This is a genomic window from Paenibacillus sp. J31R122, from assembly GCF_056269185.1.
Map to the genome: position 1 here is coordinate 242,908 of NZ_JBWDNM010000007.1, position 26,554 is coordinate 269,461.

The 26,554-nt window shown below is 44.4% G+C and carries 22 protein-coding genes and 1 pseudogene; 13 read left to right on the forward strand and 10 right to left on the reverse strand.

Annotated features, from left to right (window positions below; genetic code table 11):
* From dinG to AC0YN7_RS14115, 10 genes and pseudogenes are all read left to right on the forward strand, one after another.
* A complete protein-coding gene (gene dinG, locus AC0YN7_RS14070) occupies positions 1-2,880 on the forward strand; it encodes an ATP-dependent DNA helicase DinG (protein ID WP_475810713.1) in 2,880 nt (959 codons plus the stop codon).
* Complete coding sequence (locus tag AC0YN7_RS14075; RefSeq protein WP_475810714.1) at positions 2,880-3,536, forward strand: redox-sensing transcriptional repressor Rex; 657 nt, start codon at positions 2,880-2,882, stop codon at positions 3,534-3,536. The genes dinG and AC0YN7_RS14075 overlap by 1 nt, the downstream gene beginning before the upstream one ends.
* The gene (locus AC0YN7_RS14080) at positions 3,517-4,818 is read left to right on the forward strand and encodes an amidohydrolase (RefSeq protein WP_475810635.1); all 1,302 of its coding nucleotides are present in this window, start codon (positions 3,517-3,519) and stop codon (positions 4,816-4,818) included. Before AC0YN7_RS14075 ends, AC0YN7_RS14080 begins: the two co-directional genes overlap by 20 nt.
* 32 nt (positions 4,819-4,850) lie before the next feature.
* Positions 4,851-5,351 (forward strand): cell wall elongation regulator TseB-like domain-containing protein, encoded by a 501-nt coding sequence (locus AC0YN7_RS14085; protein WP_475810636.1) that lies wholly within the window; start codon positions 4,851-4,853, stop codon positions 5,349-5,351.
* 125 nt (positions 5,352-5,476) lie between these two features.
* Complete coding sequence (locus AC0YN7_RS14090) at positions 5,477-6,019, forward strand: hypothetical protein (RefSeq protein ID WP_475810637.1); 543 nt, start codon at positions 5,477-5,479, stop codon at positions 6,017-6,019.
* Positions 6,012-7,505 carry an AAA family ATPase gene (locus tag AC0YN7_RS14095; protein ID WP_475810638.1) on the forward strand — a complete coding sequence of 498 codons (1,494 nt, stop codon included), beginning with the start codon at positions 6,012-6,014 and terminating at the stop codon, positions 7,503-7,505. Before AC0YN7_RS14090 ends, AC0YN7_RS14095 begins: the two co-directional genes overlap by 8 nt.
* A gap of 151 nt (positions 7,506-7,656) precedes the next feature.
* Entirely contained in the window at positions 7,657-8,529 is an 873-nt protein-coding gene (locus AC0YN7_RS14100; protein WP_475810639.1) for a 3-hydroxyacyl-CoA dehydrogenase family protein, read from the forward strand.
* Positions 8,529-9,746, forward strand: a complete 1,218-nt coding sequence (locus AC0YN7_RS14105; RefSeq protein ID WP_475810640.1) for an acetate/propionate family kinase — start codon at positions 8,529-8,531, stop codon at positions 9,744-9,746. Before AC0YN7_RS14100 ends, AC0YN7_RS14105 begins: the two co-directional genes overlap by 1 nt.
* Positions 9,747-9,777: 31 nt before the next feature.
* Positions 9,778-10,461, forward strand: coding sequence for a DnaD domain protein (locus tag AC0YN7_RS14110; RefSeq protein ID WP_475810641.1), 684 nt, complete (start codon positions 9,778-9,780; stop codon positions 10,459-10,461).
* A gap of 608 nt (positions 10,462-11,069) precedes the next feature.
* Positions 11,070-11,393 (forward strand): annotated as a pseudogene (locus AC0YN7_RS14115) (ATP-binding cassette domain-containing protein); the annotation flags it as partial.
* Between the two features lie 195 nt (positions 11,394-11,588).
* Here the strand turns inward: AC0YN7_RS14115 and AC0YN7_RS14120 are convergent.
* The 9 genes from AC0YN7_RS14120 to AC0YN7_RS14160 form a co-directional block, all read right to left on the reverse strand.
* Complete coding sequence (locus AC0YN7_RS14120; protein ID WP_475810642.1) at positions 11,589-13,886, reverse strand: discoidin domain-containing protein; 2,298 nt, start codon at positions 13,884-13,886, stop codon at positions 11,589-11,591.
* A 465-nt stretch (positions 13,887-14,351) separates the two neighbouring features.
* The gene (mtnB, locus tag AC0YN7_RS14125; RefSeq protein ID WP_475810643.1) at positions 14,352-15,005 is read right to left on the reverse strand and encodes a methylthioribulose 1-phosphate dehydratase; all 654 of its coding nucleotides are present in this window, start codon (positions 15,003-15,005) and stop codon (positions 14,352-14,354) included.
* A complete protein-coding gene (locus tag AC0YN7_RS14130; RefSeq protein WP_475810644.1) occupies positions 15,002-15,685 on the reverse strand; it encodes a 2-hydroxy-3-keto-5-methylthiopentenyl-1-phosphate phosphatase in 684 nt (227 codons plus the stop codon). Before AC0YN7_RS14130 ends, mtnB begins: the two co-directional genes overlap by 4 nt.
* The gene (locus AC0YN7_RS14135; protein ID WP_475810645.1) at positions 15,685-16,914 is read right to left on the reverse strand and encodes a 2,3-diketo-5-methylthiopentyl-1-phosphate enolase; all 1,230 of its coding nucleotides are present in this window, start codon (positions 16,912-16,914) and stop codon (positions 15,685-15,687) included. Before AC0YN7_RS14135 ends, AC0YN7_RS14130 begins: the two co-directional genes overlap by 1 nt.
* Positions 16,911-17,780 (reverse strand): pyrroline-5-carboxylate reductase, encoded by an 870-nt coding sequence (gene proC, locus AC0YN7_RS14140; protein WP_475810646.1) that lies wholly within the window; start codon positions 17,778-17,780, stop codon positions 16,911-16,913. Before proC ends, AC0YN7_RS14135 begins: the two co-directional genes overlap by 4 nt.
* Positions 17,781-17,830: 50 nt before the next feature.
* Entirely contained in the window at positions 17,831-19,084 is a 1,254-nt protein-coding gene (locus AC0YN7_RS14145; RefSeq protein ID WP_475810647.1) for a glutamate-5-semialdehyde dehydrogenase, read from the reverse strand.
* A gap of 33 nt (positions 19,085-19,117) precedes the next feature.
* Positions 19,118-20,224: a glutamate 5-kinase gene (gene proB, locus AC0YN7_RS14150; protein ID WP_475810715.1), complete on the reverse strand. Its 1,107-nt coding sequence runs from the start codon at positions 20,222-20,224 to the stop codon at positions 19,118-19,120.
* 353 nt (positions 20,225-20,577) lie between these two features.
* A complete protein-coding gene (locus AC0YN7_RS14155) occupies positions 20,578-21,774 on the reverse strand; it encodes an aminotransferase class I/II-fold pyridoxal phosphate-dependent enzyme (protein WP_475810648.1) in 1,197 nt (398 codons plus the stop codon).
* Positions 21,775-21,888: 114 nt separating this feature from the next.
* Positions 21,889-22,359: a hypothetical protein gene (locus tag AC0YN7_RS14160; RefSeq protein WP_475810649.1), complete on the reverse strand. Its 471-nt coding sequence runs from the start codon at positions 22,357-22,359 to the stop codon at positions 21,889-21,891.
* Positions 22,360-22,482: 123 nt separating this feature from the next.
* Here AC0YN7_RS14160 and AC0YN7_RS14165 point away from each other — a divergent pair, with 123 nt between their 5' ends.
* On the forward strand, positions 22,483-23,283 hold the full coding sequence (locus tag AC0YN7_RS14165; protein ID WP_475810650.1) for a carbon-nitrogen family hydrolase: 801 nt from the start codon (positions 22,483-22,485) through the stop codon (positions 23,281-23,283).
* On the opposite strand, the gene AC0YN7_RS14170 is transcribed toward AC0YN7_RS14165, so the two are convergent.
* Positions 23,284-24,177, reverse strand: a complete 894-nt coding sequence (locus AC0YN7_RS14170) for a LysR family transcriptional regulator (protein ID WP_475810651.1) — start codon at positions 24,175-24,177, stop codon at positions 23,284-23,286. It lies immediately after the preceding gene.
* A gap of 186 nt (positions 24,178-24,363) precedes the next feature.
* On the opposite strand from AC0YN7_RS14170, the gene leuC reads away from it, so the two are divergent.
* Together leuC and leuD are read left to right on the forward strand one after the other, a co-directional pair.
* Positions 24,364-25,779 carry a 3-isopropylmalate dehydratase large subunit gene (gene leuC, locus AC0YN7_RS14175; protein WP_475810652.1) on the forward strand — a complete coding sequence of 472 codons (1,416 nt, stop codon included), beginning with the start codon at positions 24,364-24,366 and terminating at the stop codon, positions 25,777-25,779.
* Between the two features lie 28 nt (positions 25,780-25,807).
* A complete protein-coding gene (leuD, locus tag AC0YN7_RS14180) occupies positions 25,808-26,407 on the forward strand; it encodes a 3-isopropylmalate dehydratase small subunit (RefSeq protein ID WP_475810653.1) in 600 nt (199 codons plus the stop codon).
* Positions 26,408-26,554: the final 147 nt, after the last annotated feature.

Sequence of the window (26,554 nt, forward strand, 5' to 3'; positions counted from 1 at the left end):
ATCGGGGAACAAATGAAATTTGCAGTATTGGACTTGGAAACGACGGGACATAGCTCAGAGGATGACATTTTGCAGGTTGGGCTGGTCATCGTTTCGGATGAGCTTGAAATCATCAATACGTTTAACTCCTTTGTTCGACCTAAAATCCAAATACCGGCATTCATTACACAATTGACGGGCATAGATGAGACTCTTGTGGCAGATGCGCCTGAGCTTGATGAAGTACTCGTTAAGCTAATTCCGCTTCTGGAGGATACTGTGCTCGTCGCTCATAATGTCGGTTTCGATGCGGGTTTTCTTAATCAAGCGCTCCACCGCAGCGGTTATCATTCCTTTGTTGGCCGCAAGCTGGATACGATTGAGCTGCTTCGCATTTTATATCCAACTATTAATACGTACCAGCTTGGAGCTGTCTCCGAGCTGTTCGGCATATCGCATGATCAGCATCACCGAGCAGACAGCGATGCAATGGCAACTGCATTATTGCTTATCGAAACGGTCAAAAAGCTTCGCAATATGCCGCTGCTTACTTTGCAGCGGCTATCCGCGTTAGTTGACGATGACAGCGATTTGAGCTGGTTCATCAAGCATACGCAGCAGCAAATGGAGATTCGCAACGTCTTCGAATCGAATGAGTATGATTATTTTAACCAATTTGCATTAAAAGCATCGGAATGGACGGATGAACAGCCGCCTAGAGCAGGGAGCAACGATCCTGAGCCGCTGACTGATGTTTCATTTGACAGTTATTTGGCCGACGTTAGGAAGCGTTTTGAGGAAAAATTCGAAGATTATGAAGAACGTGAAGCACAAGCGGAGATGTTCCAAGAAGTTTATAGCGCTCTTAATAGCAATAAGCATCTCCTTATTGAAGCGGGTACCGGTACTGGTAAATCACTAGGCTACTTAATTCCTGCATTATATTACAGTGTTCAAAATGGTAAAAAGGTTGTCGTAAGCACTCACACCATCAATTTGCAGGAGCAGCTTAGGCAGCGTGATTTGCCGCTGTTAAACGATATACTTCCATTTGAATTCAAGGCATCCATATTTAAAGGGCGCGGCAATTATTTATGCTTACGTAAATTTGAAGGAAAAGTGAATACGAAGGATCTTGTATCCCCGATTGAAGATACGGTAACTGCTGCGCAAATGGTCGTGTGGCTGGGCGAGACGGAAACGGGAGATCAGGAGGAGCTTAATTTTGGAAATAAGGGCGCGGAGTTTTGGTCGACTGTTGCAAGTGATACAGATTCGTGTCTTAACCGTGCATGTCCTTGGTTCAAACGATGCTTTTATCACCGCGCAAAAAATGAAGCTAATATAGCTGATGTATGTATAACTAATCATTCGATGTTGTTCACAGATATTCAAGCCGATCATAGGCTGCTGCCATCCTATACTCATCTCGTTATTGACGAGGCTCATCATGTCGAGGAGGTTGCAGGCAAGCACCTAGGCATGCAAATCAATTACTTCTCACTGACGCAAGCTGTTCTGCGATTGTATAAGGATAGCCGTTCTGGCCTTCTGCCGGCACTCCGGCAGAAGCTTCTTAACGAAGATGACCATCACAGCACAGCATGGATAGAAACTATCGATACTGTCATTCCCATTTTCCAAGAAGCTAAGGAGCATTGGGATAAGCTGTTTGAAATGTTCTATAGCTTTACTTCGACCACCTCTGACGGCGGTTCAGATAACGGTCAATCGGTTTGTCGCTTGAAAAATAGCGAGCTGCCTCCAAGCTGGGAGGATGCTGTTTCAGTCGAAGCTAACATACATACGGAGCTAAACCGTGTCGTTCGCACCGTTGAAAAAATGATAACAGATATTAAAGAGCGCGTAGATGATATGTCTATTCAAGCTGTTATCACTGATTTAAACGGCGCAACTCGTGATTTGACTCGGGTTAAAGATGAATTGCGCATCTTTATTAAATTAGAGCAGCCTGATTCTGTATTTTGGATCGAGGCAAGTCACGCGTATCGGTTTCGTTCTGTGCAGCTGTATGGCGTTCCAGTCGATGTAAGCACACAGCTGCAAAAGTATTTTTTTGACGTAAAGGAAAGCATTGTACTAACATCAGCTACATTATCTGTGCAGAAGTCTTTTCAATATGCGGCAGAGCAGCTAGGGCTGGTCGGATATGAGGAGCAGGGCAGGTTAAAAACGGTTCAGCTGTCATCACCATTTAATTACAGAGAGCAAGCGTTAGTTGTTATTCCGCGTAATTTTCCGGTGTTGAAGGGTTCTGGAGTAGATGCCGCTTATTTAGAGATGCTTGTGAAGTCATTGGCTGATTCCGCGAAAGAAACGAGAGGCAGAATGCTAGTGCTCTTTACTTCTTACCGGATGCTTAAACAAGTTTATGATCCGCTTAAGGAGCACTTAAATGAGTCGGGAATACAGGTGCTTGGACAAGGGATTGACAGTGGCAATCGCACTAAGCTGACGAGACGATTCCGCCAACAGCCAGAGTCTGTGCTGCTTGGAACGAGCAGCTTCTGGGAAGGTGTTGACATTCCAGGCGAGGCCTTGATTTGTTTGGCAATTGTTCGATTGCCATTTCAGCCTCCAAACCATCCGCTTGCTGAGGCAAAAGCTGAAATGCTATTACGTCAAAAGCAAAACCCGTTTATGAAGCTTTCGATTCCTCAAGCGGTCATTCGTTTCAAGCAAGGCTTCGGTCGGCTCGTTCGAACTGCGCAAGACAAAGGAATTGTTATCATATACGATACAAGGGTTATTGATACGTATTATGGAAAGCACTTCTTATATTCGCTGCCAAGTCCTAAAATTGAAACGATGCATGCCGATCAAATGGTACTGAGAATGAGAGAGTGGCTGTCTGAATCAAGGGTGGAGGAGGAGAAATGATGAAGCAGACTAAAATATCGGAAGCAGTTGTAAGAAGACTTCCCATTTACCTCCAAGTATTAAATGAGATGTTTGCGCGTGAGATTCAAACGGTCTCCTCGCAGGAGTTAGGTATCAAGCTTGATTTAAACCCTGCTCAAATTCGCAAGGACTTAGCTTATTTCGGAGAGTTTGGACGAAAGGGCATCGGTTATGACGTCGTTTATTTGATTGAGAAAATTCGTCAAATATTAAAGGTCGATCAGACAATCAAAGTTGCTTTGGTCGGTGCGGGCAACTTGGGGCACGCATTGTGTAATTACAATAAATACTCCAAGGATAATATGCAAATTACTGCGGTATTTGACGATCATCCAAGTAAAATTGGTTCTAAAATTAATAATTTGAATGTACTGCCCATGAGTGAGCTTGCGAAGACGGTTGCTGAGCAAAAAATACGTATCGGTATTATTTCAGTTCCTGCATTAGAAGCGCAAAATGTTGCCAATCAGTTCGTAGAAGCAGGTGTGGAGGGAATTCTCAATTTCGCTCCAGCTATTCTTCGTGTGCCCGATGAGATACGTATTCATAATGCCGACTTCACGAAGGAATTGTTAAGCTTAGCTTATTATTTAGTTAGAAAAGGAGATAAACAAGATGAGTCAGATTTGGATTGAAAACGGATTGTTTGTAACGATGGATGATGCTCAGCCAACTATTCAGGGACATATGGTTGTAACGGATGATCGTATTACATACATCGGGGCAGAACCGCCGCAGCAGCTGGCTAGCGATGTTCAAAAGGTTGATGGCCGTCGATTAGCGTTCATGCCTGGTTTAATCAATACACACGGCCATGCGGCTATGACCTTGCTCCGTGGATATTCGGATGACCAGAACCTTCAGGTATGGTTAGAACAAAAGATGTGGCCGATGGAAGCCAAATATGTTGATCAAGATACGCGTGCCGGCAGCGCTCTCGCTATTGTCGAAATGCTGCGCAGCGGAACAACAGCATTTGTTGATATGTATGATCGAATGGAACAGGTTGCGCAAATGGTTGAGCAATCGGGAATTCGTGGCTGCTTGACTCGTGGAGTAATTGGTTTATGTCCGGAAGATGTGCAAGCTGCGAAGCTTGCAGAAGCTATTTCATTCGCACGTGAGTGGAATGGCAAGGCGGACGGCCGCATAACGACGATGATTTCTCCGCACGCGCCATACACTTGTCCGCCGGATTATATTGAGAAATTTGTACAAGCAGCACATGATTATAATTTGCCGCTTCATACACATATGTCTGAGACGATTGCCGAAGTAGAGCAAAATGTACGCGAATACGGCTTGCGTCCGGTTGAGCATTTAGATCGTCATGGGTTTTTCACTCGTCCTGCCTTGGTGGCTCATGCGGTTCATTTAAATGATGCTGAGATTGAGCTGCTGGCAGCAAAAGGGGTTTCCGTCTCGCATAATCCAGTGAGCAATCTAAAGCTTGCTAGCGGAATTGCTCGTGTTCCAGATTTGCTTCGTGCAGGAATCACCGTATCGCTTGGTACTGACAGCGCAGCGAGCAATAACAACTTAGATTTGTTTGAGGAAATTCGTTTCACTGCATTACTCCATAAAGGTGTTTCGGGTGATCCAACTGTAATTCCAGCAATGGAAGCTTTGAAGATGGGGACGACCTATGGTGCTCGCGCGATATGGCAGCAAAACGATATTGGCAGCCTGCGTGTCGGAATGAAAGCTGACTTTATTGCAATTGATATGGATCAACCACATTTTTACCCGTTAACAGATATTGTATCCCATCTTGTATACTCCGGTTCTGGCCGTGATGTAAAGCATGTATGGATTGATGGACGCCAAGTATTGCGCAATGGGGAATGTACTTGGATGGATGAGGAGAAAATTCGATTTGAAGCGCAAGCCAGCTTCGATCGTTTACTTCAAGCCTAATGCGAGCGACAGCTAGGAAACGTCCGCCATTTATGTCAACGCAGCGCTGGATATTCGTAATTGTAGCCAGTTTGCTTCTCTTGCTAACGGGATTCGGTATTTACTATCGTGACATACAGATGGAAAAATGGTCAGCAGCGAGCGAAATAAAAGCTCAAGCAATTGAGGCTGCGAATCTTGCAAGCGTAGAGAACATTTACAAGCATGTATGGAATACGGAAAGCTGGATTGTAGAAGGCGTTAATCAAGAGGAAGAAGATATTTTTGTATGGATTATTAAAGATGGGCAGCCCATAATGATTAAAGCGACGGATGCCATATCTTCGAGAGCACTAGCAGGTGCTTTCACTGCTGAACACCCTGATGCAGATGTAAAGAGGATTCAACCGGGACTGCTTAACGGCGAACCGGTATGGGAAGTTTACTATAAAGCTAATGATGCTGGTCAAGGTCATCATTACTATGCATTTTATACTTTTGACAGCGGAAATTTCATTGATGAATATAAGCTGCCAGCTAAAACGGAGCCGTGAGGCTCCGTTTCCTGTTTTTACAATGCCCGTATTGCTGCATGATATGATATACTATCGTATAGAAAAGCTGATATACGAATTATACACTTTATATAAACATAAAGCTGCGGGAGGCGAATTAATTGATGATAAAGAAACCACGTGTCATTCCTATTATAATTACTTCAGCAATTGCCGCATCGTTATTGTTCGGCGGCTGGGCTATTTATAATCAAGTTGCTGTTGCTGCTCCCTTGGAGCAAGCGGTGAAAGAAATAGATAATGTCGTAAAGGCGTCGAAACCCGTAATGAGCCGTGAACAGGTAACGATAGAGCTTGAATTAACACCTAATGCAAATGTAAGAACCATATATGAAACGATCTCCAAAAACGGTAAGGATGTATTTGGAAACCGAGAGCTTGTGCTTCAGTTTCAGACAAAACCTGATAAACAACTAGATGATCTTTGGTATGCATCATTATTTGAGATTGCAGAAGCAATGGAAACAAAGTCTTATTCGGATATACCAAATGCAATGAATGAAGCGATTAAACCATATAAAGACGTCACGGTTACGACTGAGATGGACGATAAAAATGTATATATCACATTGAAAAATGAACAATCCGTCAAATATGTTGTGCTTCCGCGCACGCCTGCTCAATTGGAGGTGTGGACGAATGCGTAAATATTGGATGGAAATCGTTATTGGTTTTGTGCCTATATTACTTGTTTTTTTAATTTTTATTGAAGTGAATGTACTGCCAGTGCTGCTTCTTGGCATTTTGGCATTTGTTGTTGCCTTCGCCACACGCGGTAGAGGGAAGCTAACTGCGCTGCCTAGCCAGAAGCGGCGTTCAGAATCGAAATCAACTCCATTGTCCTTCGATCAGATTGGAGGTCAGGAGCGGGCGAAACAGGAGCTTGTAGAAGCACTTGACTTTCTCGTGCGCCGAGAAGAAATTGCAAAGCTCGGCATACGCCCGCTAAAAGGTATTTTATTATCGGGTCCTCCAGGTACAGGTAAGACACTGCTGGCTAAAGCAGCGGCACAATATACAGATTCAATCTATTTAACTGCATCAGGCAGTGAATTTGTTGAAATGTATGTTGGTGTTGGAGCGGGACGCGTGCGTGAGCTTTTTAAGGAAGCCCGTATGAAGGCAAGCAAAGAAGGTAAAAGCAATGCCGTTATTTTTATAGATGAAATTGAAGTAATCGGCGGAAAGCGTGATGGCGGGCAGCATCGTGAATATGATCAAACGTTAAATCAGCTGCTTACTGAAATGGATGGTATCCACGCGAACGAATCTCCAAGAATCTTAATCATCGCGGCAACGAACAGGAAAGAAATGCTCGATAGTGCACTGCTTAGACCGGGACGCTTCGATCGTCATATCGGAGTTGACTTGCCGGATAAAAAGGGCAGGCTGCATATTTTAAACATTCATGCAAAAAATAAACCGATCAGCGATAACGTTGATATGAAAAAAATTGCGGAGGAATCATTTGGTTTCTCTGGGGCGCAGCTTGAGAGCGTAATGAACGAAGCAGCTATTTATGCATTGAGAGAGAATAGCGCCTTGATTATGGAAAAGCATATTTCTATGGCAATCGATAAGGTTATGATGGGTGAGAAGACGGATCGGGAAGCGACGAAGGAAGAGCGTGAACGGATTGCGCTGCATGAGCTGGGACATGCGATTACGGCGGAAATAGTTCGTCCGGGAAGCGTTTCGCAGGTGGCGTTGTCTCCGCGCGGTCAAGCGCTTGGCTATGTTCGTCATAATCCTCAGCAGGATCATTATTTATATACGACACCATTTTTACATGGACAAATTATGATCGCGCTTGGCGGGGCAGCCGCCGAAGAAATATTTTACGGAGATCGCAGTACCGGATCGCGAGGAGACTTCGATCAATCAATAGGTATCGTTAAGACACTTGTGGAGTCAGGATTAACTGAGCTTGGTATTATTGATTCCTCAATGATGACCCCAGACGCTTGGGCTAACATTAATCGTACTATTTTAGACAAACTGATGGCACAGACGAAAGCGCTGCTTGAGAAGAAACGAGAAGTGTTCACACAATCGCTACAAACCTTACTTCGAGAGGAAACGCTTAGTGGTGCTGAATTTAGAGGTTTATTAGAGCGATATAAGGCGGCATAAATCGAGCTAATTATTACAAATTGAAGGCAGACATCGAGTCTGTCTTTTTTTTTCGACTAAATCCGTTATAATGAGATAAAACTGTTTATATCGATTTCTTCCATTATGTAAAATGATTCATACACATTCGATGCTAAGGGAGCTTATCAAATTGCATATAAAAAAAGTCGGTGTTGTAGGTATAGGTACAATGGGGCAGGGCATTGCAGAAATGCTTGCTTCCAAAGGGTTAGATGTTGTGATGATCGAAATTTCGCAAGAACGCCTTGCGTATGGGTTACACATGATCGAGGTCAGTCTTGATAAACAAATCGAGAAGTGGGCGCTTACCCAAACAGAGAAAAAACTTATCCTTAATCGAATTGAAACAACTACATATTTAGAGAAGCTCGCGGAATGTGGACTTGTAATTGAAACCATATCAGAGGATTTAGATAGCAAAAAAGCGGTATTTGAACAAATCGATCAAGTTTGCGGTACTGACGTTATATTGGCAAGCAATACTTCTACACTCAGCATGACAGAACTTGCTAGTGTTACTCAGAATCCTGAAAGAGTTATTGGCATGCACTTTATTTTTCCAGTGTATAAAATTGATTTAGTTGAAATCGTACGAGGCTTGAAAACGTCTGAGGATACATTTGTGAGAACCAAGCATTTCGTAGAGAAAATTATTAATAAAAAAGGGATCATGGTTTTTGAATCACCTGGCTTTGTAACAAGTCGTCTCATTTGTTTATTTATTAATGAAGCCTTGCATGTTCTTGAAGAGGGTGTGGCAACTGCTGAGGATATAGACAGCGCTATGCGGATTGGGTACTCCTTTCAGCATGGACCTTTCGAAATGTGTGATCGCTTTGGCTTAGATTCTGTATTAGCTGCACTTGAAAGAATGTTTCGAGAATATGGCGAGCTCAAATATCGTCCCTCAATTGTATTGAAAAAAATGGTGAGAGCTGGACACCTTGGAGTGAAATCGGGTGTAGGCTTCTTTAAATATGACATGGATGGAGACAGAATCTAATGAAAGTACTCGTTATTAATTCTGGAAGTTCTTCTTTAAAATACCAATTTTATGATATGCGAGATGAATCGGTGCTTGCAAGCGGCCGTGTAGAACGAATAGGCATGGATACTTCAATTGTCACCTATAAGCCGATTGATAAGCCTGAGGTTCACACAGTTAGTGAAATATTGGATCATGTAACAGCGGTTAAGCGTGTTACTGAAATGTTAGCTCATCCCACTCATGGAGCGATCTCTCAAATGAATGAAATCGATGCCGTAGGACATCGTATTGTTCATGGCGGCGAGGCATTCAGTAATTCCGTCATTGTCACGGAAGAAGTAAAACAAGAAATAAGCAGACTTTTTGATCTAGCCCCTCTACACAATCCAGCACATATGATGGGAATTATGGCAGTAGAAGCAGCTTTGCCTGAAGTCCCTCAGGTGGTAGTGTTTGACACGGCTTTTCATCAATCGATGCCTAAGACATCATATTTATATGCGATACCAACCGTATTGTATCGCCGTCATAAAATTCGCAGATATGGTTTTCACGGTACATCCCATTTGTATGTTAGCGGACAAGCGGCTGCTTATTTAAAGCAGCCATTGGAAAAGCTTAAAATGATTTCATGCCATATAGGTAATGGGGCTAGCTGTGCCGCTATACTGGATGGTAAATCATTGGATACAAGTATGGGGATGACTCCGCTCGAAGGTTTAATGATGGGAACGAGAAGCGGTGACCTCGATCCGGCGATTGTACCTTATGTTATGAATAAAGAAGAATTGACTCTGAATGAGGCTAATTCTATGCTTAACAAGCACAGTGGTCTGTTAGCCATTTCTGGAGTAAGCAGCGATATGCGAGAAATAACGGATGCTATGCAAGAAGGCGACAAAAATGCGACTTTAGCTTTTGAGATGTACACCTATCGGTTAAAAAAATATATTGGCGCCTATGCGGCAGCAATGAATGGCCTTGACACATTAGTATTCACTGCAGGTGTTGGAGAAAACTCAGTCATTTTGCGAAAAGCAGTATGCGAGGGCATCTCGTTTCTTGGTATTGAACTTGATGAAGAGCGGAATGCTGTACGCAGCAACGATGTTCGAATCATATCTACAGACAGCTCACGGGTAAAGGTACTCGTCGTTCCAACGAATGAGGAGCTATTGATCGCGAGAGATACGTATAAAATAGTTCTAGAATCCAAAGCTTCAACAACATAATAAGCGATGTTAAATAGGGAGGCGGCAGGCAGTGAACAACGAGATTTGGAAGGCGTATTCGCATGGCATGGCCGCTGCGTTGCAGGATGGCGGTGTTCATATATCCGCCATGCTGCTTCGCACTTACCGAAAGCTTGATCTATCGGACACGGAAGCAATGCTCCTTCTTCAAATAATGGTTTACATGGAAGCGGATTTAAATGACTTCCCAGTACCAGAGGAGCTTGCTGAGCGAATGGGAATGACCGTTCGAGAAGTGGGACAAATGCTGGGAAGACTAATTAAGGACGGCTTTCTAACGATTGATGAGTATGTCGACAGCGGGACAGGGATGCAATCTGAACGCTACAACTGGAGTGGCTGGCTGCTTAAGGCAGCTCAGATAACCGCGGAGCAAAAGCGGGAATCGAAGAAAGCGGAGCGGCAGCCTGAGAAGCAGCTTGCTGCATCAGCATCCGATTTGTTCAGCGTGTTCGAGCAGGAGCTGGGGCGCTTATTGTCACCGATGGAGTGCGAGACCATCAGCGGCTGGCTGGATGAAGACCGTTATACGGATGAAATCATACGCTTTGCGCTGAAGGAAGCGGTGTTCGCAGGCAAGCTAAGCTTGCGCTACATCGATCGCATACTAATCGAATGGAGCCGCAATCGGGTAACTAATGCGGAAGAAGCGCGCGCCCATTCACAAAAGTTTAGAGGCGGCGGCAGAGGCTAATCTGTGGTAAATAAGAGTGCTATGAGCTCAGTTTCTGATGTAATTGCTTGGTTCATGTAAATCTTATTGCACCATTTGTGTATAGAAGATTGCAACTGATCACGCATGATGAGTGCAATAAAGAAAGCTGTAAGCACATTTTAGGAGCTTAAAGTCACCTTTTGTGGTTAAGTAGAGGGACTTAAGCATGATTTTTGAGTTTACAGCTTGAATATCGCTGATTTTTTGACGGAAAGGGAGGCTGTAAGCTCGGTTTTGGAGCTTATAGTCTCTTTTTTGGTTAGTCTGAGCTCTGTAAGCTTGATTTTCGAGCTTGCAGTTTTTTTTTCGAGTATTCATTTACTAGGCGAGCTACTGCTGGGATGAGAGCACGAGAGTAACCTAATTATTCTAAGCCACCCTCGAATGAAGTATCCACTAGTGAATGGAGTACCATTTTGAACAATGGTAAAAAGTGTAAATAGAAAATAAAGTCTTAGACTGATTCAGCTTCATTTTAATAAGGGCTTTTATAAACCTTCTGTTGTCCACAGCAATCCTCCATGTTCCTTTAGTGCAGGTCATTAGATTGCTCACTAGATAGAGAGTTTGGTGGAAGAGGTCTCTCCGGAGGAGAGTGGCAAAGATTAGCACTAGCCAGAGCATTTGCCAATGATCACGGCGTCATCGTTCTGGATGAGCCTACTGCAGCATTTGATCCGATTGCGGAAATAGAAGTTTACAAGAAAGTAATTGACCAGCTTGAGAAGAAAACGGTCATCCTTGTATCCCATCGTTTAACAGCATCGGTGTTAGCTGATTTAATCCTTGTCGTGCAGAACGGTCAGATTGTAGAGTCTGGTAGTCATGACGAATTGATTAGACTGGGCGGGGCCTATTATGAAATGTTTAACGAGCAAGCAAAACCGTATTTGAAACATTATAGTTTGTGAGGTGAGGGGGAATGTATATAAGAGCCGGACTTCTTACCAAGTCCGTTTTGGGAAAAGCCGGTAGAACGATTCAAATGTGCATATGTTGCTGAGTTGGATGAAGTGGAACAGAGAGCAAATGATAGCTAAATAAAAACAGCGGCAGTCTAAGGCTTTATCTTCAAGTCCTAGTCCGCCGCTGTTTCCATCCCATATCTACTTCCAGAAAAATAAATCAGCTTTACCACCGCCGAGCGTAAGAACTGCAACGTACATATTTTCCTGTCCTGCAATTGGAGTCAACTTCACCATTTCAATATCACCCGTCATACTGTTCACTCGATACAGCAATTCTTTCTTGTCTTTCAGGTCAAGGGTCAATGTGATCTGTTGTTGCGTATTTTTCGATGTTCCGCTATCTCCACTTGCTGTCAAACCATTCAGAATCATAAAGTAGTTCGTAGCGTTCGCTGGTAGGGCTTTCATATCCTTCTTCGTTAGCCCTTTTAGAGGCTCGAAATACCCGATGAGAACGTCGCCTCGTTGACCTTTGTTCGTTTCACCGATATTCTGAACATCAACAGTTTGAATGTACGGATCTGCAGACGGTTCCCATAGTGCAATAGAACCCGGTTTTTGATTCTTGACCATTTTATCGCTCCCATTAACGGGATGTTCCCCTGGTAAAAAACGGACATCCGTGCTGTTCAAACGGACTAGATAATTACCAATATTGTTACCCTGTTTGCCCAATTCAGCGAATTGATAGTAAGCTGGTGCCAGGTTGCCATTGCTGTCGTGGAAAATGAATACGTTTCCATTATCCTCTTCCCATCGGAACATGCTCAACCATTTTCCACCCATGGTCCAGGTAGCAGATGACACAATACTGAGCTCGGATTCTGATGGAATATAATCAGGCCCGTTTTCAAAACCTTGTGTGTATTGTCCAAAAGCAATTGGCGAGCGTCCTGTTCCATCATAACCTTCTAAAGCGATCGTGCGATATATGTTGATATCATTATACAAACCTATGACACTTCCACCTGGATACTGTCCTTCAGAACTAAAGTAATACCAATCATATGTCAAGATGTCTGGTTTTGCGGCTCTAGTATAGGATCTAATTTGGTCGGTGTTCCATTGCCCGATATATTGATTGTTATGTACGATTGCATCAGGATACAATTTGCGACTTATATCATACCAGCCTGTTAATGACTGGACGACTGAAGCGCCAAATTCTTCTTCATCTCCAAATTGCATGCTAACAAGATTGGATAGATTCGCCCGTTGTTGTTCATTTAGAAAATGTTCTTGCGACGTCGGACCTGAAACAGCAGATGGCACTTGCGCTAAAGACCACTGTGATTCTGGAAGCGCATCATGAAACGCTTTGTTGTACATAGGAGCCTCATAGTAAGCTGGACTTGTAAAATGTATATCCTTCCATTCTTGTGCAGAAGGGAAGGCACGACCAGTCTGATCGGTGGTAACCCATGACTGCTGCTGCAGCCCTTTGTCAATTAACACCCGTTGTCCGCGCGACAGTCCCGGATCGGCAGTCGTGTTATAGACCTCAAGCTCTGAAATGCTTAGACCGGAAATTCCAGGACTTAAATCTAGTTTCAATCTTAATTTACTACCGGTTACGGGCTTGAACACTAAACTTTCTTTGTTCGCATAAAATTGGCCTTGAAGCGCATCGATCCACACCGAGCCATCCCAGTATTGAACGGTATAATTGCCGTATTTTAAAATGGGCTGTAAGAACTCTATTTGATTGAATGGGATCGTTTTCCCGAATTCCACATCGATTGTCGCAGACTGGACTGTATCTTCCGTTTTCCAATAGCTGCCGGGGTCAGCATCTACTAATTTGGAGCCATCATACATCGGATTCGGTACCAGTGCACCTTGGCTGTCTGCTGAGTTATATACTCCAATTTCCCAGAAACTCAGTCCATTTGAAATCGAATCGATGACGAATCGAACTTTGCTGCCTGTTACCGGAGGGAAGTCGACGATTTCTGGTGTGAAATTATAGCTTTCGCTTGCATTGGTATAGCCACCTTTGATATTTTCGCCTGAATAGGCATCATGCCAGGAATTATCTTTCCAGTATTGAATGGTATAACTTCCAACCTTTTCGTGAAATTGTGTAAACTCAACACGATCAAATGTGATATCGCTTTCAAAATCAAACTCTAAAGTGTTACCTGTGCTAGCATCACCTGTTGCCCAACGCGTGCTGAGCTCACCATCTGCTGCCATTTCGCCGCGATAGGGTTTACCTTGAGTACCGCTTGCCACTACAGGTTTATTAAGAACTAGATTTTTCTTTGGGACCATTAAGCTTGTGCTACTTACAACAATAGGCTTATTATAGGCCAGGTTTCCAAGGGTATCCGCAATCTCGGCATACGACTTAGCTCTGTCTTGAGCCATCATCACACCATAAACAGCAGCCACTGTGATAATGATAATGGCGGGGAAAACGACAATCTTCTTCAAATAAAATCCTCCTCATATCATCTGACATCTGACTGATTGGTGAAAATGTTCAACCTATTATGATTGTATCATTTAAGCAGATTTCCACCAATACCTTCCAGAAATCAATCAAATGCATAATGAAAAGATTTTATTGGAAATGAATACTAAATTAATGATCGGTAGGAAAGAAATCTGCGGAGGACAGAAATGAAGTGAATAGAAGTGGGACCCCTGCTCAATTGTAGGTCGTTGCAAACAAATAGACCGGGGTGGTTTTCCCCGGTTTTTCTTGAAATATAGGAAAGTATATCATTTTTCCATACTTTCTCTATATTTCTGCAGAATGAAACGCGCCACCGCCATAAGGACGGCGACAGCCGTTTCACCTTGAATGATAAGAATTTATATGTTTCACACTTATAATTCACCGCGAAAAGAGCTTTTGCCGCAAGGACGGCGACAGCTGTTTTCACTTATTAGAACTTATCGATTGCCGCGATTCAACAGTTCCCACCGATACACATATTCGAAAATAAACTCAAACGCCTCGAGATGGCGCTTAGCTTCGAAAGCATTAGCACCCCAAGCGTAAATGCCGTGCTTCCGCAGCAATATACCGGGAATGTTCGGAACGATTCGATCTGTTATTTCTGGGACGATTGATGGGATGTGAGCGAAGTTGGACACAATCGGAATATCGATATGCGCTTCTTCATCCCAAATGTTAAAGCCTTTAATCAGCTCGACGCCGTCAACGGGTACGGATTTGCGATCCCAGAAGTACTCAGAGATCACGCTGTTGAATACCGTATGTACGTGGAAAATAGCACCGGCACCAGTCAGCTTGTAAATCTCACAATGAATAAGCGTTTCTGCGGAAGGCTTTAGTCTCGTTGTCTCGCAAGGCTTACCTTCTTGATCAACGAACAAATAGTCTTCTGGCGTGTGGATCGTTTTGTCTTTGCCGCTAGCTGTAATAGCGAATTGAAAGTCGTCTGGTTTAAAGTCGCCAACGCGGATCGAGAGATTGCCGCTCGTTCCAGGGAACCATCCGCGAGTGGCGAACAGCTCCTTAACTTCTTTTAGCTCAGACAAAGCCCGCTGCTTATCTTCTAATGCGATTTGTTGAAAGCTCATTTTGTAGTTGTCCTTTCCGCATTCATATAATTAATGATGTCGTGGAACGTTTTATATTCATGATGCTTCAAGCCTAGCTCCTTGCATTTTACAGTAAGGTGGGAGCGAGAGAATACCACATCTGCCAGCTTCGCCCCTTCAAAATCAGTTACGCTATCCCCGATAATAATTCGTTCGTACTCATCAGCAGGAAAGTTGCGCATGATCGTTGTCTTACACATACCGCAATCGCTGCTGCAATGTTCATCACAAGGGTTTGGCCAAGTTATTTCAATGGTTTTACCGCTAAAGTCACTGCCATTGCAATAGATATGGTCAAAGGGAATCCCAAATGGCTCGAGAATCGGATAGATGAAAAAATTGATACCGCCGCTCGTTACGTAAAATTCAATTTGCTGTTCCTTGCAGTATTGTAGAAACTCAGCAAAACCGTCTCGAATCTTTGCATTGGATATGCTGAAATCTATAACTTCATGCTGCATAGAAGTAGGAAGGAGGTGGAACAGTTGTCCCACACCGTCTTTGATTGTTAGCTCTTGAGCTATAGTCTGCTCGGCGATTTTCTCCCAGCCCGGTGGATTGAAGTGTTTAATAATTGCGATAATATTGTCATTAATCGTAATAGTACCGTCAAAATCACAAAATACGATGCGTTTCTTAGATGTATGGTTAACTGTCATTATTCTTTAATCCCCCAAACATTTATTGCTGCTTGCAGTGGCTCATTACCTTGCAGATCAGCAGCTTCACGTAGCGAGACGCCATTCATCGTAGCTGTAATAGCTTGGCGGAACGCTTGGCCGCCAGCAGCAGTGCCCATCGGATGCCCATGTATGCCACCGCCGGCATTTACTACAACGTCCGTACCGAAGTCTTTCAAAATAAGCGGCACCAAGCCGGGGTGAATACCAGCCGATGGCACAGGGAAGCTCGTCCGCAAACCATGCATCGGTGCAAGCAAAGCGTCTTTAACAGCTAGATTTTCTTCCTTAGGCATAACGACTGAGCCGTATGGAGAAGGGAAAAGTACAAGATCAGCGCCAGCAAGACGCATCAGCTTGCCAAGCAGCAGTGATGCTCCGATTCCGTAATGCGGAGATGGATACATAGCACCAGCCATAGCAGGATGAGCGGCAATCGGCACATTTATGGTTGAATCGCTGCTTAATTCATGCAATACGTCATAGCCATATGCCAGAACGTTAAATAAAAGCGCGTTGGCGCCAGCTGCGATTGCTTTACGCGCATTGGCGGCCAGCTGAGAGGTTGGGCCGGTCAGATTGACTGCATATAGTAGCTTTTGTCCTGTTTCTTCCTGAGCGCGCCGAGCTGCTTCCATACAGGCTTCCACACGCTTCTCAAGTGGAGTAAGCGGGTTTTCAAATAGAATCTCATCGTCTTTAATGAGATCGACACCGCCTAATGCTTGCTTATAAAATTGATCCTGCAAATTAGCGAGATCATAACCAACTACTGACTTGAAAATACTCATAAGCAATGGTCGGTCATGAACGCCAAGAAGTTCACGAATGCCATTCAGACCGAATTTAGGACCAGGAAAAGCGGAGGCGAACGTCTCCGATACATCAAGATCTGTAAGCTTGATCCGGCCATCCATCGATAGCTTGCCAAACACGGTAACAAGCAGCGCAGGTAGATCACGACTGAAATTAATATCGGGATACGCGATTTGAATGTCAGCAAAGCGTTCACCTGGTGCAGCTGTTGCTGGCTCATGCACTTTTACGGATATCACTTTACCTAAATGTTTTTCCATACTAGCCTTTTGAGCTTCTGGAAGTTCGGTCCAGCTGCCAACAGTCAAGCCGACAGCAATGGAAAGTGCCTTTTTATGAAAATCTGCTTTGTCGTCATAAGATCTATAGGTTGCGATACATACTCCACTCATTCGGTTATGCTCCTTTCAATGTCAGCGCCAAGCTCTCCAGCACGCTCCGCGGAGCGGGATACCGCTTTTTTAATAGACTCGGTAAAATGATGCTCATCCATCTTTTCAATCGCCGCTTGCGTTGTTCCATTAGGGGAAGTTACTTTACGTCTTAAGTCAGCTGGCTCTTCTCCGGTTGATTGAACCATTTGAGCCGCGCCAAGCACCGTCTGTACGACGAGCTCTTTCGCTGCTTCAGCAGTCAAGCCAAGCTCAACACCAGCATTGATCATAGCTTCCATGAAATAATACACATATGCGGGTCCGCTACCGGATACACCGGTTACCGCTTGTTGTAATGACTCATCAACAACCGCGTTAATGCCTACGGATTGGAAAATAGCTTCAGTCAATTGACGCTGCTGTGAAGTGACCGCTTCGGAATAGCTGATTCCTGTCGCTCCGAGACCAATTGTGCTGGATGTATTAGGCATTGATCTTACGATCGCGAGAGGCTGACCAAGCAGTTGCTCTATTGATGAGATTGACAGTCCAGCGATTACGGAAATAATAAGCTGCTTTGAAGATAGAAGGGGCTTTATCGCTGTTAAAGCCGCTGCTGCATCCTTCGGCTTCATTGCCAGGAAGATAATATCCGCTTCGCGTAAATAGGCTTCATTGCTTGAGCCTTGAACGATTGTACGTATGCCGTAGCGCTCGTGAAGCTCTGTCAAACGCTGTTCATTTTGACGGTTCAGCATGGATATGCGATTAGGTTCGAGCAATTTTTCATTGATAAGGCCTCTAACAATCGCTTCAGCCATCGAGCCAGCGCCATAAAAGCATATTTGAAGAGAGGCAATGCCGGTATGTGTTAATAAGGACATCGTGTATCTACCTCCAAAATAGTAGTCAGATTGTTTTTTTTACGGGCATATTATCCGCGTATTTGACCCGTTCCATAAATCCGGTATTTAGTTGAGGTAAGGGCAGGCAGTCCCATTGGACCACGGGCATGCAGCTTTTGTGTACTGATGCCAATCTCTGCACCAAAGCCGAATTCAAAACCATCGGTGAAGCGAGTGGATGCGTTATGATAAACCGCAGCCGCATCAATTTCTTGAATGAAGCGTTCAGCATTTTTCGTATTTTCAGTTACAATGCATTCAGAATGCTTAGTGCCGAAACGGCTAATATGCTCAAGAGCAGAATCAAGATCCGATACGATCCGAATATTCATAATATAGTCATTGTATTCTGTGCTGTAATCCTCATCCGACGCCATTTTGGCATCAGACAAAATGGCAAGAGTCTTCTCACAGCCGCGGAGCTCAACTCCAGCTTCTGTAAATCGTTTTGCAAGAGCGGCAAGATGCTGAGCCGCGAACGATTCATGAACGAGCAGCGTCTCCATAGAATTGCAAACGGAAGGACGCTGTACCTTTGCGTTAAATGCAATGTCTTCCGCCATTTGGTAGTTTGCACTTTCGTCTACAAAAGTATGGCAAATGCCTGCTCCAGTTTCAATAACAGGGACGGTGGCATTTTCAACTACGTTGCGAATAAGAGAAGCTCCACCGCGTGGAATGACAACGTCAAGCAAGCCGTTCAATTTGAGCATCTCATTGACAGAAGCGCGATCAGAATCTTCGATTAGCTGAATAGCATCGGAAGGCATTTCAGTTGCTTCAAGTGCATTCTTCAGCACTTCAACAATTTTGCGATTGGATTCAATAGCAGCAGATCCACCTCGCAACACAACGCAATTTCCCGTTTTGAGACAAAGGCCGGCCGCATCTACAGTTACATTGGGACGTGCTTCGTAGATCATACCAATAACTCCAAGCGGCACTCTAATCTTTTCAACAAGCAGCCCATTTGGACGGTTGAATTTTTCGAGCAGCTCACCGACTGGATCAGGTAGAGAAACAATTTGTCTAAGTCCTTCCGCTATTGCGGCAACACGTTCTTTGTTTAGTGCAAGACGATCCAGAAGAGAAGGACTCGTACCTTGCTCGCGTCCGCGCTGCAGGTCGAGCTCATTAGACGCTATTATGGAAGCTGTCTCAGAGAGCAGCGCATCGGCCATTTGTTCAAGTGCCGTATTTTTTTGCTCTGTTGTCAAACGGTTCATAACGGTTGCGGCTTTATTGGCAAGTATTGCTTTTTGTCTCACTTCACTTATTTGCATGAAAAACCCTCCTAGCGTAAAATGTAACTCGTTTTATTTTAAAGTAATCCATTCATCACGATGAATAACTTCAATGCGCGCCACGTCAACTCTGCGGCGTACTTCTTCGGTTGTAAGCCCAGCTACGGCTTGGATCTGCCAAGCGTCGTAATTGACGACACCTCTGCCTATTGTTTCTCCATGTGAACTCTTTACTTCTACGACATCACCTGAATGAAATTCACCATGAATTTCAGTAATCCCAGCAGGGAGGAGACTTTTTCCGCCATCGAGCAGAGCATTTACCGCGCCATCATCAACAGTTATTCGACCTTGAGGTACTGAATGGAAGCCTAGCCATTGCTTCTTCATAGACAAGCTATGCAGCTTCGTATCAAAATAGGTGCCTCGGCCGATACCCTGCACAGCTAGCGATAGCTCGCCGCCTTGCTGCACTTTGCCAATAAACGCGTGAACACCGCTTCTCATAGCGATACGAGCCGCTTCAATTTTTGAGCGCATACCGCCAGTTCCTACAGATGAACCGGCGCCTCCAGCTAGCTTTAAAATATCTTCGGAAATTTGCTCGACACGTTCAATTTTGACAGCTTGCGGGTTTTTGCGCGGATCCTCTGTATATAAACCATCCATATCTGTAATGATTACAAGCTTTGCCGCCTTGGTCATCACCGCAACGAGTGCAGACAAGTTATCATTATCACCGAACATTGGTACTAGCTCATCTGTGGCAACTGTATCATTTTCATTAATAATAGGGATAATTCCTTGTTTGAGCAGTTCTTCAATAGTCATTAGCGCATTTTGAATGCGACGACGATTGGAGAAGTCTGCTCTTGTAAGCAAGATTTGTGCGGCTACAATACCAAACCGGCTAAATGCATCTTGATAGGCTTGCATGAGGAGTGCTTGACCAACCGCTGCCGCAGCTTGCTTCTCATGAACGAGCTTCGGCTTAGAAGGATAGCCAATTTGACGAAAACCTGCAGCTACAGCGCCTGAAGTTACAAGAATCACGCTATCACCATTCTTATGCAAAGAAGCTAATTCCTCAGCAAAATACTGAATACGTTCGCGATTTAAGCCGCCTTCTTCCGATGTTAGCGAACTGCTACCAATTTTCACGACAATACGTTCCGACATCATTTATCCCATCCTATGCTCGTTTCATGACAACAAAAAAGACTCTCGTCCAATAAAGGACGAAAGTCTTAGCTTCCGCGGTACCACCTTTGTTGATGTCCTCGGCAAAAAGGACATCCAGCTTAAGCCTAATAACAGAAGGCGCTGTCCGGTTCAAAGCCGGCCGTTCGGAGGTAGGTTCGGCAAGCGGTCGGGGTAAATTCTTTCAGCCGATGGAATTTACTCTCTGAGCGCGACCCATTCATGCTTACTAGTCCCGTCATCACGTTTCATGTTCAATTCCTATAATCATATCACGATCCAATGCCGCTGTAAAGCAAGACAGGCGCTAGTGGATGATAAGTATACGTCCATTAAACTTGAAATAATTTGAGTTTACCGATCCGCTCTATTGCCTCTTCCAGACGCGCTTCACTTGTTAACAGCCCAAGACGTACGAAGCCTTCTCCGTGGGTTCCGAAGCCTACTCCAGGAGCTACAACAACATCTGCTTCTTGCAAAAGTAAATCAGCGAATGTTTCCGACGTATATCCCTTAGGTACCGGAAGCCAGCAGAAGAACGATCCGCCTGGGCGGGCAGCCTTCCAACCAATCTTCTCAAGCGCGGAGAACAGAGCTTCGCGTCTGCTCTCGTACATCAATCTCAGATCCGCGACACAGTCCTGCGGACCAGATAAAGCCAATGCGGCAGCTTCTTGAATACCGCCAAATAAGCTGCAGTAGTAATGATCTTGAATCAGGTTAATCAGCTTTATGATTTGAGCATTACCAATTGCGAACCCGACGCGCCATCCAGCCATATTGTATGTTTTGGACAAGGTGTAGAACTCTACGCCGACTTCCTTGGCGCCTGATGTTTGCAAAAAGCTAATTGGCTGATTGCCGTCGAAGCCAATAGCACCGTATGCAAAATCGCTTGAGATCACGATACCATGCTCACGAGCAAACTCCACCGTTTGTTCATAAAATGCTGCATTGGCTACAGCACCAGTAGGGTTATTCGGATAGTTCATAAACATAAGCTTAGCTCGCTTAGCTATCTCAGGACTAATCGCACTGTAATCAGGCAAATAGCTGTTCTGCTCGGTAAGCGGCATAAAGGACATTTCCGCACCGGCAAGCGCTACACCTGACCAATAATCTGGGTAGCCTGGATCAGGGACGAGGCATACGTCACCCGGATTGAGCAAGCACTGGCTAATTTCAACGAGGCCAGTCTTTCCTCCAAATAAAATAGCTACTTCCGTTGTTGGATCAATATCCACGTTGTAATCCTCTTTGTATCGTTTAGCGACAGCTTCCTTTAAGAAAGAATAGCCGCTGAAAGGCGGATACTTGTGATACAACGGATTATCTGCAGCTTCCTGCAGCTTTGCAACAATATGGGGAGGAGTCGGCTGGTCTGGATTGCCTTGTCCCAAATTGATAACGTCGCGTCCTTTGGCCGCTTGCGCATTAGCTTTGGCGACCAGCTTGGCAAAAAATTGCGTCGGAAGTCCGTTCATCCGATCCGCGGGTTGAATTAGGTGTTGACCGATTTTCGTTTCCAATGTTTCACACTCCACATGATAAAATCGCTATTGCCGTAGAAGACGGCGAAAGTCGTTTACGTTTGAACAATAGCTTTAATTTAGCATGAATGAGTGAATTAGAGAAGGGTGTTTCTAGGTCGCTGGCAGACCAACCTTTTGGATGAATGGTTTAATATCTGCTTTAAATAAAAATAAGTACGGTCTCCTTTTCTCATCGAATACGAGCAGAAGCGGCGGCTTATCTTTGCAGTAAAACAAAAATAAATCGTCAGAAGTAACCGAAATATCTTTGTTTTTAATCGTAACAGCTTTCATAAGCGGCACTCTGTATACGTAGCTGCAGCTCTCGTCATTTGTTAGCTGCGGGGCTAGTCCCTTTATTGAGCCAACCCATGAGGCGGCGAAGGCTTGGAACTGTTTATCGTTCGGTATCGTTTTTACAATTTTTCCGACAGAGACATCAAATACCTGTACAGGCTTTAGCTCTGTTTCAGGGACGGGGTTGTTGACGCTAGTATCCGCACTGCGGGCATTCGTTACATGTGCAAACATAAAAAGCGAGCAGCACACGATAAGCAGTGTGAGATATCTTTTTGGCAGCATAATGGACATTCTCCTTTTCTAAGCTCAAAATGGTAAAGGCTTCGTTGTTACGTTTCCCATCTTGACACCGTTCCATGAGAGGTTATCATTAGGGAAATAAAGCAATATCGGGAGGAATGGCAGATGAATAACAAATTGCGGCTTGCTCTGCTGCAAATGGATATAGAAGCAGGATATCCAGAAGTGAATTTTGCAAAGCTGGCTATAATGCTGGAGGAAGCGGTAGCTCATGAACAAAAACCTGATGTGATTATGTTTCCTGAGATGTGGAATACAGGCTACGCTTTAACGGAAATTCAAACGCTTGCGGATCAAGAGGGAGAAAGGACGAAGAAGTTCTTATCTGATTTCAGTAAAAAACATGGTGTATATATAATCGGTGGATCAATTGCTGAGCTGAGGTCAGAGCAGGTTTTGAATACGATTTATGCTTATGATCGACAAGGAGAGGTCATTGCTGATTATTCCAAAATCCATTTGTTCCGTCTAATGGAGGAAGAGAAGTATTTGACTGCTGGGGATAAGCTCGGCAAGCTTGAAATAGAAGGAACGCAAGCGGGCATGATGATTTGCTATGACATTCGTTTCCCAGAGCTGGCGAGGAAGCTTGCGCTCGATGGTACAAAGCTGCTTTTTGTTCCGGCTGAATGGCCGCATCCTCGCTTGCATCATTGGAAAACGTTATTAACGGCGAGAGCTATTGAAAATCAAATGTTCGTCATCGCCTGCAATCGGATGGGAACGAGCGGCAACTCGCAATTCTTCGGTCATTCGATCGTTTTAGATCCATGGGGAGAAACAATTGCCGAAGCGGGAGAAGAGGAAACCATTCTCTATGCAGATATTGATCTATCCCTTGTCGATGCTGTTCGATCGAAAATACCCGTATTTGAAGATCGTAGACCTTCCATCTATGAAGCTTGATCAATGGTAGGGAGTAATCGTTTTTTTAAGTGTTCGTATAAAGGCCTCCGCAGCTTTGGACAAGTACCGGCCTTTTCGGCTGGCAATGACTAATGTTCTTGTCGGTTGAGGATTCAATGTCAAGTAAGTTGGAGCAAAATCCGCGTTTTTGACACGAGTAAGCATTTTAGGGACGAAGGCGATTCCCATACCGCCAGCAACGAGTGATTGAATCGTCTCTATATTGCTGCTCTCAAACACAATTCTCGGAGTGAAGCCTGCTTGCTCACATAGATCAACTGTTATTTGACGAAATCCTTGTCCGCGCTTTAGGCCAATGAACGGCTCATCCTGAAGCTCATGAATGGCAACTGAATCTTCACGCTGAGCAAGCGGGTGCTGCGACGAGACGGCTAAACAAATCTCCTCTTCCATAAATGGTTCCCAGGAGAGAGAACTATCAATTAACGGCAATGAAAGCAAACTTAGGTCTGTTCCGCCGCTAGCTGTTAATTGCTCAAGCTTAGCTGTTGTATCTTCAACAAGTACAACATCAATTTGCGGATATTGAGCACCGAACACAGGCAGGACAATGGGTAAAATATGTGATCCCGTTATCGGCAATGTCCCGACGACTAACCGGCCGCGGCGCATTTGAGCCATATCATCCATTTCCTGCTTAAGCTGCTCTACCGCATCTAAAATGGTTTGTGCTTTATCAACAAATACTTGTCCGGCTTGTGTTAGTTCAACCGAATTGGTTGTACGTCGGAATAGAAGAACGCCTAGCTCCTGCTCCAGCTTAGATAATTGCTGACTTAGAGAAGGCTGGGCGATATGCAGCTTTTCCGCTGCTCGTGAAAAATTTTTCTCGGATGCTATTTGTATCACATAATTGAGTTGGCGCAGTTCCATAAGTTTACACTCCGTTCCTAATTTAATATAATCCGTTTCTATTTACTATAAAATTGATATTTTTCATTATAGCTATTACCTATAAACGTTATAGATATTATATCTTGGTTCAATGAAGAAAGAAATGCTATGATAGATCCAGTTAAGAAGAGCAGAAAGATTTAATGAAACGATGGGGTGAATATAATGACGAAAAAGACTATGTTTGAGAAGATCTGGGAAAATCACGTCATTCATCAAGAAGAAGGAAAGCCGAGCGTTATTTATATCGACTTGCAGCTTGTTCATGAAGTGACATCACCACAAGCATTTGAAGGCTTACGCCTTTCGGGCCGCAAAGTGCGTCGTCCGGATTTGACGTTTGCAACAATGGATCACAACGTACCGACGAAGGACCGTTTTAACATTACAGATCCAATTTCGAAGCAGCAAATCGATACACTTACGCAAAACTGTAAAGATTTTGGCGTAACATTATTCGATCTTGATAGTGTTGATCAAGGCGTAGTACACGTTATGGGACCTGAGCTTGGCCTTACGCATCCTGGTAAAACGATCGTTTGCGGCGACAGTCATACTTCAACGCATGGCGCATTTGGCGCTCTTGCATTCGGTATCGGTACAAGTGAAGTTGAACATGTAATGGCTACACAATGCTTGCAGCAATCCAAAGCCAAAACATTGGAAATCCGTTTTAACGGTAAACGTAAGCCAGGCGTAACTGCGAAGGATTTGATTCTTGGCGTTATCGCGCAATATGGTACAGACTTTGCAACCGGCTATGTTATCGAATTCACAGGTGAAGCTATTACTAGCCTCACTATGGAAGAGCGTATGACGGTTTGTAATATGTCGATCGAAGCAGGTGCCCGCGCAGGCATGATCGCTCCGGACGAAACAACCTTCAACTACCTTCGCGGCCGTCAATATTCACCGGCAAACTTCGAAGAAGCGATTGAAGCATGGAAACAGCTTACTACTGACGAAGGCGCACAATTCGATAAAGTTCTTCCTTTCGACGTAGATGCTTTGATCCCGCAAGTAACTTGGGGAACTAGCCCGGGTATGGGTACTAACATTACAGCATCTGTTCCTTTCCCAGCTGATCTTCCGACAGAAAACGAACGCAAAGCTGCAGAAGCGGCACTAGAATATATGGACTTGAAACCAGGTACTCCGATGAGTGAGATCGCTATCGATTATGTATTTATCGGATCTTGTACAAACGGTCGTATTGAAGATCTGCGTGCAGCCGCTGAAATTGCTAGAGGCTACACGGTTAGCGATAGAGTAACAGCAATTGTCGTTCCAGGCTCTGGTCGTGTAAAAATTCAAGCTGAAGAAGAGGGATTGGATAAAATCTTCTCAGAAGCAGGCTTTGAATGGCGTGATGCAGGCTGCTCGATGTGTCTAGCAATGAACCCTGACGTATTGAAGCCAGGCGAGCGCTGCGCGTCGACATCCAACCGTAACTTCGAGGGTCGTCAAGGCCGCGGCGGACGGACTCATCTTGTTTCTCCGGCAATGGCTGCAGCAGCAGCTATTATGGGTCGCTTCACAGATGTACGTGATTGGGAAGTTAAATCAGAAGTGTTGAACTAATTGCACGTGAGAGAGGGGTATAACTGATATGGAACCGTTTAAACAACTGACAGGCATCGTCGCCCCGGTCGACCGGGTCAACGTCGACACAGACGCTATTATTCCTAAACAATTTTTGAAACGCATTGAGCGCAGCGGCTTCGGTCAATTTCTTTTCTTCGAATGGCGTTTTCATGAAAATGGTGATGTGAACGCGGAATTCGAGCCGAACAAACCACGCTATGAGGGAGCTTCTGTACTAGTTTCACGCGCTAACTTCGGTTGCGGATCTTCACGTGAGCATGCTCCATGGGCAATTCTTGACTATGGGTACAAAGTTATTATTGCTCCTTCTTATGCGGATATTTTCTACAATAACTGTTTCAAAAACGGAATTTTGCCTATCAAGCTGAGTGAAGAACTAGTTGAAGAGATCTTCCAGCGTACAGCAAAGCATGATGGCTACAAGCTGAATGTTGATCTGGAAAATAAACTGCTTACCGATGAGCATGGTCTCAGCATTAATTTCGAGCTTGACGAGCATCGCCGTCAGTTTTTGCTGCAAGGGCTTGATGATATCGGCTTAACCTTGCAACATGAGGATAAAATTACAGCTTATGAGCAAAAGCACGCTGCTCGACTTGGCTAATCATACACTAGTAAGAGGATTGTTCCGCCGATACCGGTGAAACAGTCCTCTTTTTTCCTAAAAACGCAACTTTTTCTGACAAGCTGCGTCTATATTTGCAGTCTGTAAAGTCGAATGTGCTCATTCGATGCGGGCAATATCTGTCAT

Excerpts from the sequence above, each read along its gene's own strand:
- AC0YN7_RS14080 (WP_475810635.1), top strand. The coding sequence starts at position 3,517 with ATGAGTCAGATTTGGATTGAAAACGGATTGTTTGTAACGATGGATGAT.
- AC0YN7_RS14075 (WP_475810714.1), top strand. The coding sequence starts at position 2,880 with ATGAAGCAGACTAAAATATCGGAAGCAGTTGTAAGAAGACTTCCCATT.
- AC0YN7_RS14085 (WP_475810636.1), top strand. The coding sequence starts at position 4,851 with ATGTCAACGCAGCGCTGGATATTCGTAATTGTAGCCAGTTTGCTTCTC.
- AC0YN7_RS14130 (WP_475810644.1), bottom strand. The coding sequence starts at position 15,685 with ATGACAGTTAACCATACATCTAAGAAACGCATCGTATTTTGTGATTTT.
- AC0YN7_RS14135 (WP_475810645.1), bottom strand. The coding sequence starts at position 16,914 with ATGAGTGGAGTATGTATCGCAACCTATAGATCTTATGACGACAAAGCA.
- AC0YN7_RS14165 (WP_475810650.1), top strand. The coding sequence starts at position 22,483 with ATGAATAACAAATTGCGGCTTGCTCTGCTGCAAATGGATATAGAAGCA.
- leuD (WP_475810653.1), top strand. The coding sequence starts at position 25,808 with ATGGAACCGTTTAAACAACTGACAGGCATCGTCGCCCCGGTCGACCGG.
- AC0YN7_RS14090 (WP_475810637.1), top strand. The coding sequence starts at position 5,477 with ATGATAAAGAAACCACGTGTCATTCCTATTATAATTACTTCAGCAATT.
- AC0YN7_RS14170 (WP_475810651.1), bottom strand. The coding sequence starts at position 24,177 with ATGGAACTGCGCCAACTCAATTATGTGATACAAATAGCATCCGAGAAA.
- leuC (WP_475810652.1), top strand. The coding sequence starts at position 24,364 with ATGACGAAAAAGACTATGTTTGAGAAGATCTGGGAAAATCACGTCATT.
- AC0YN7_RS14105 (WP_475810640.1), top strand. The coding sequence starts at position 8,529 with ATGAAAGTACTCGTTATTAATTCTGGAAGTTCTTCTTTAAAATACCAA.
- proB (WP_475810715.1), bottom strand. The coding sequence starts at position 20,224 with ATGTCGGAACGTATTGTCGTGAAAATTGGTAGCAGTTCGCTAACATCG.
- AC0YN7_RS14095 (WP_475810638.1), top strand. The coding sequence starts at position 6,012 with ATGCGTAAATATTGGATGGAAATCGTTATTGGTTTTGTGCCTATATTA.
- proC (WP_475810646.1), bottom strand. The coding sequence starts at position 17,780 with ATGTCCTTATTAACACATACCGGCATTGCCTCTCTTCAAATATGCTTT.
- mtnB (WP_475810643.1), bottom strand. The coding sequence starts at position 15,005 with ATGAGCTTTCAACAAATCGCATTAGAAGATAAGCAGCGGGCTTTGTCT.
- AC0YN7_RS14145 (WP_475810647.1), bottom strand. The coding sequence starts at position 19,084 with ATGCAAATAAGTGAAGTGAGACAAAAAGCAATACTTGCCAATAAAGCC.
- AC0YN7_RS14160 (WP_475810649.1), bottom strand. The coding sequence starts at position 22,359 with ATGCTGCCAAAAAGATATCTCACACTGCTTATCGTGTGCTGCTCGCTT.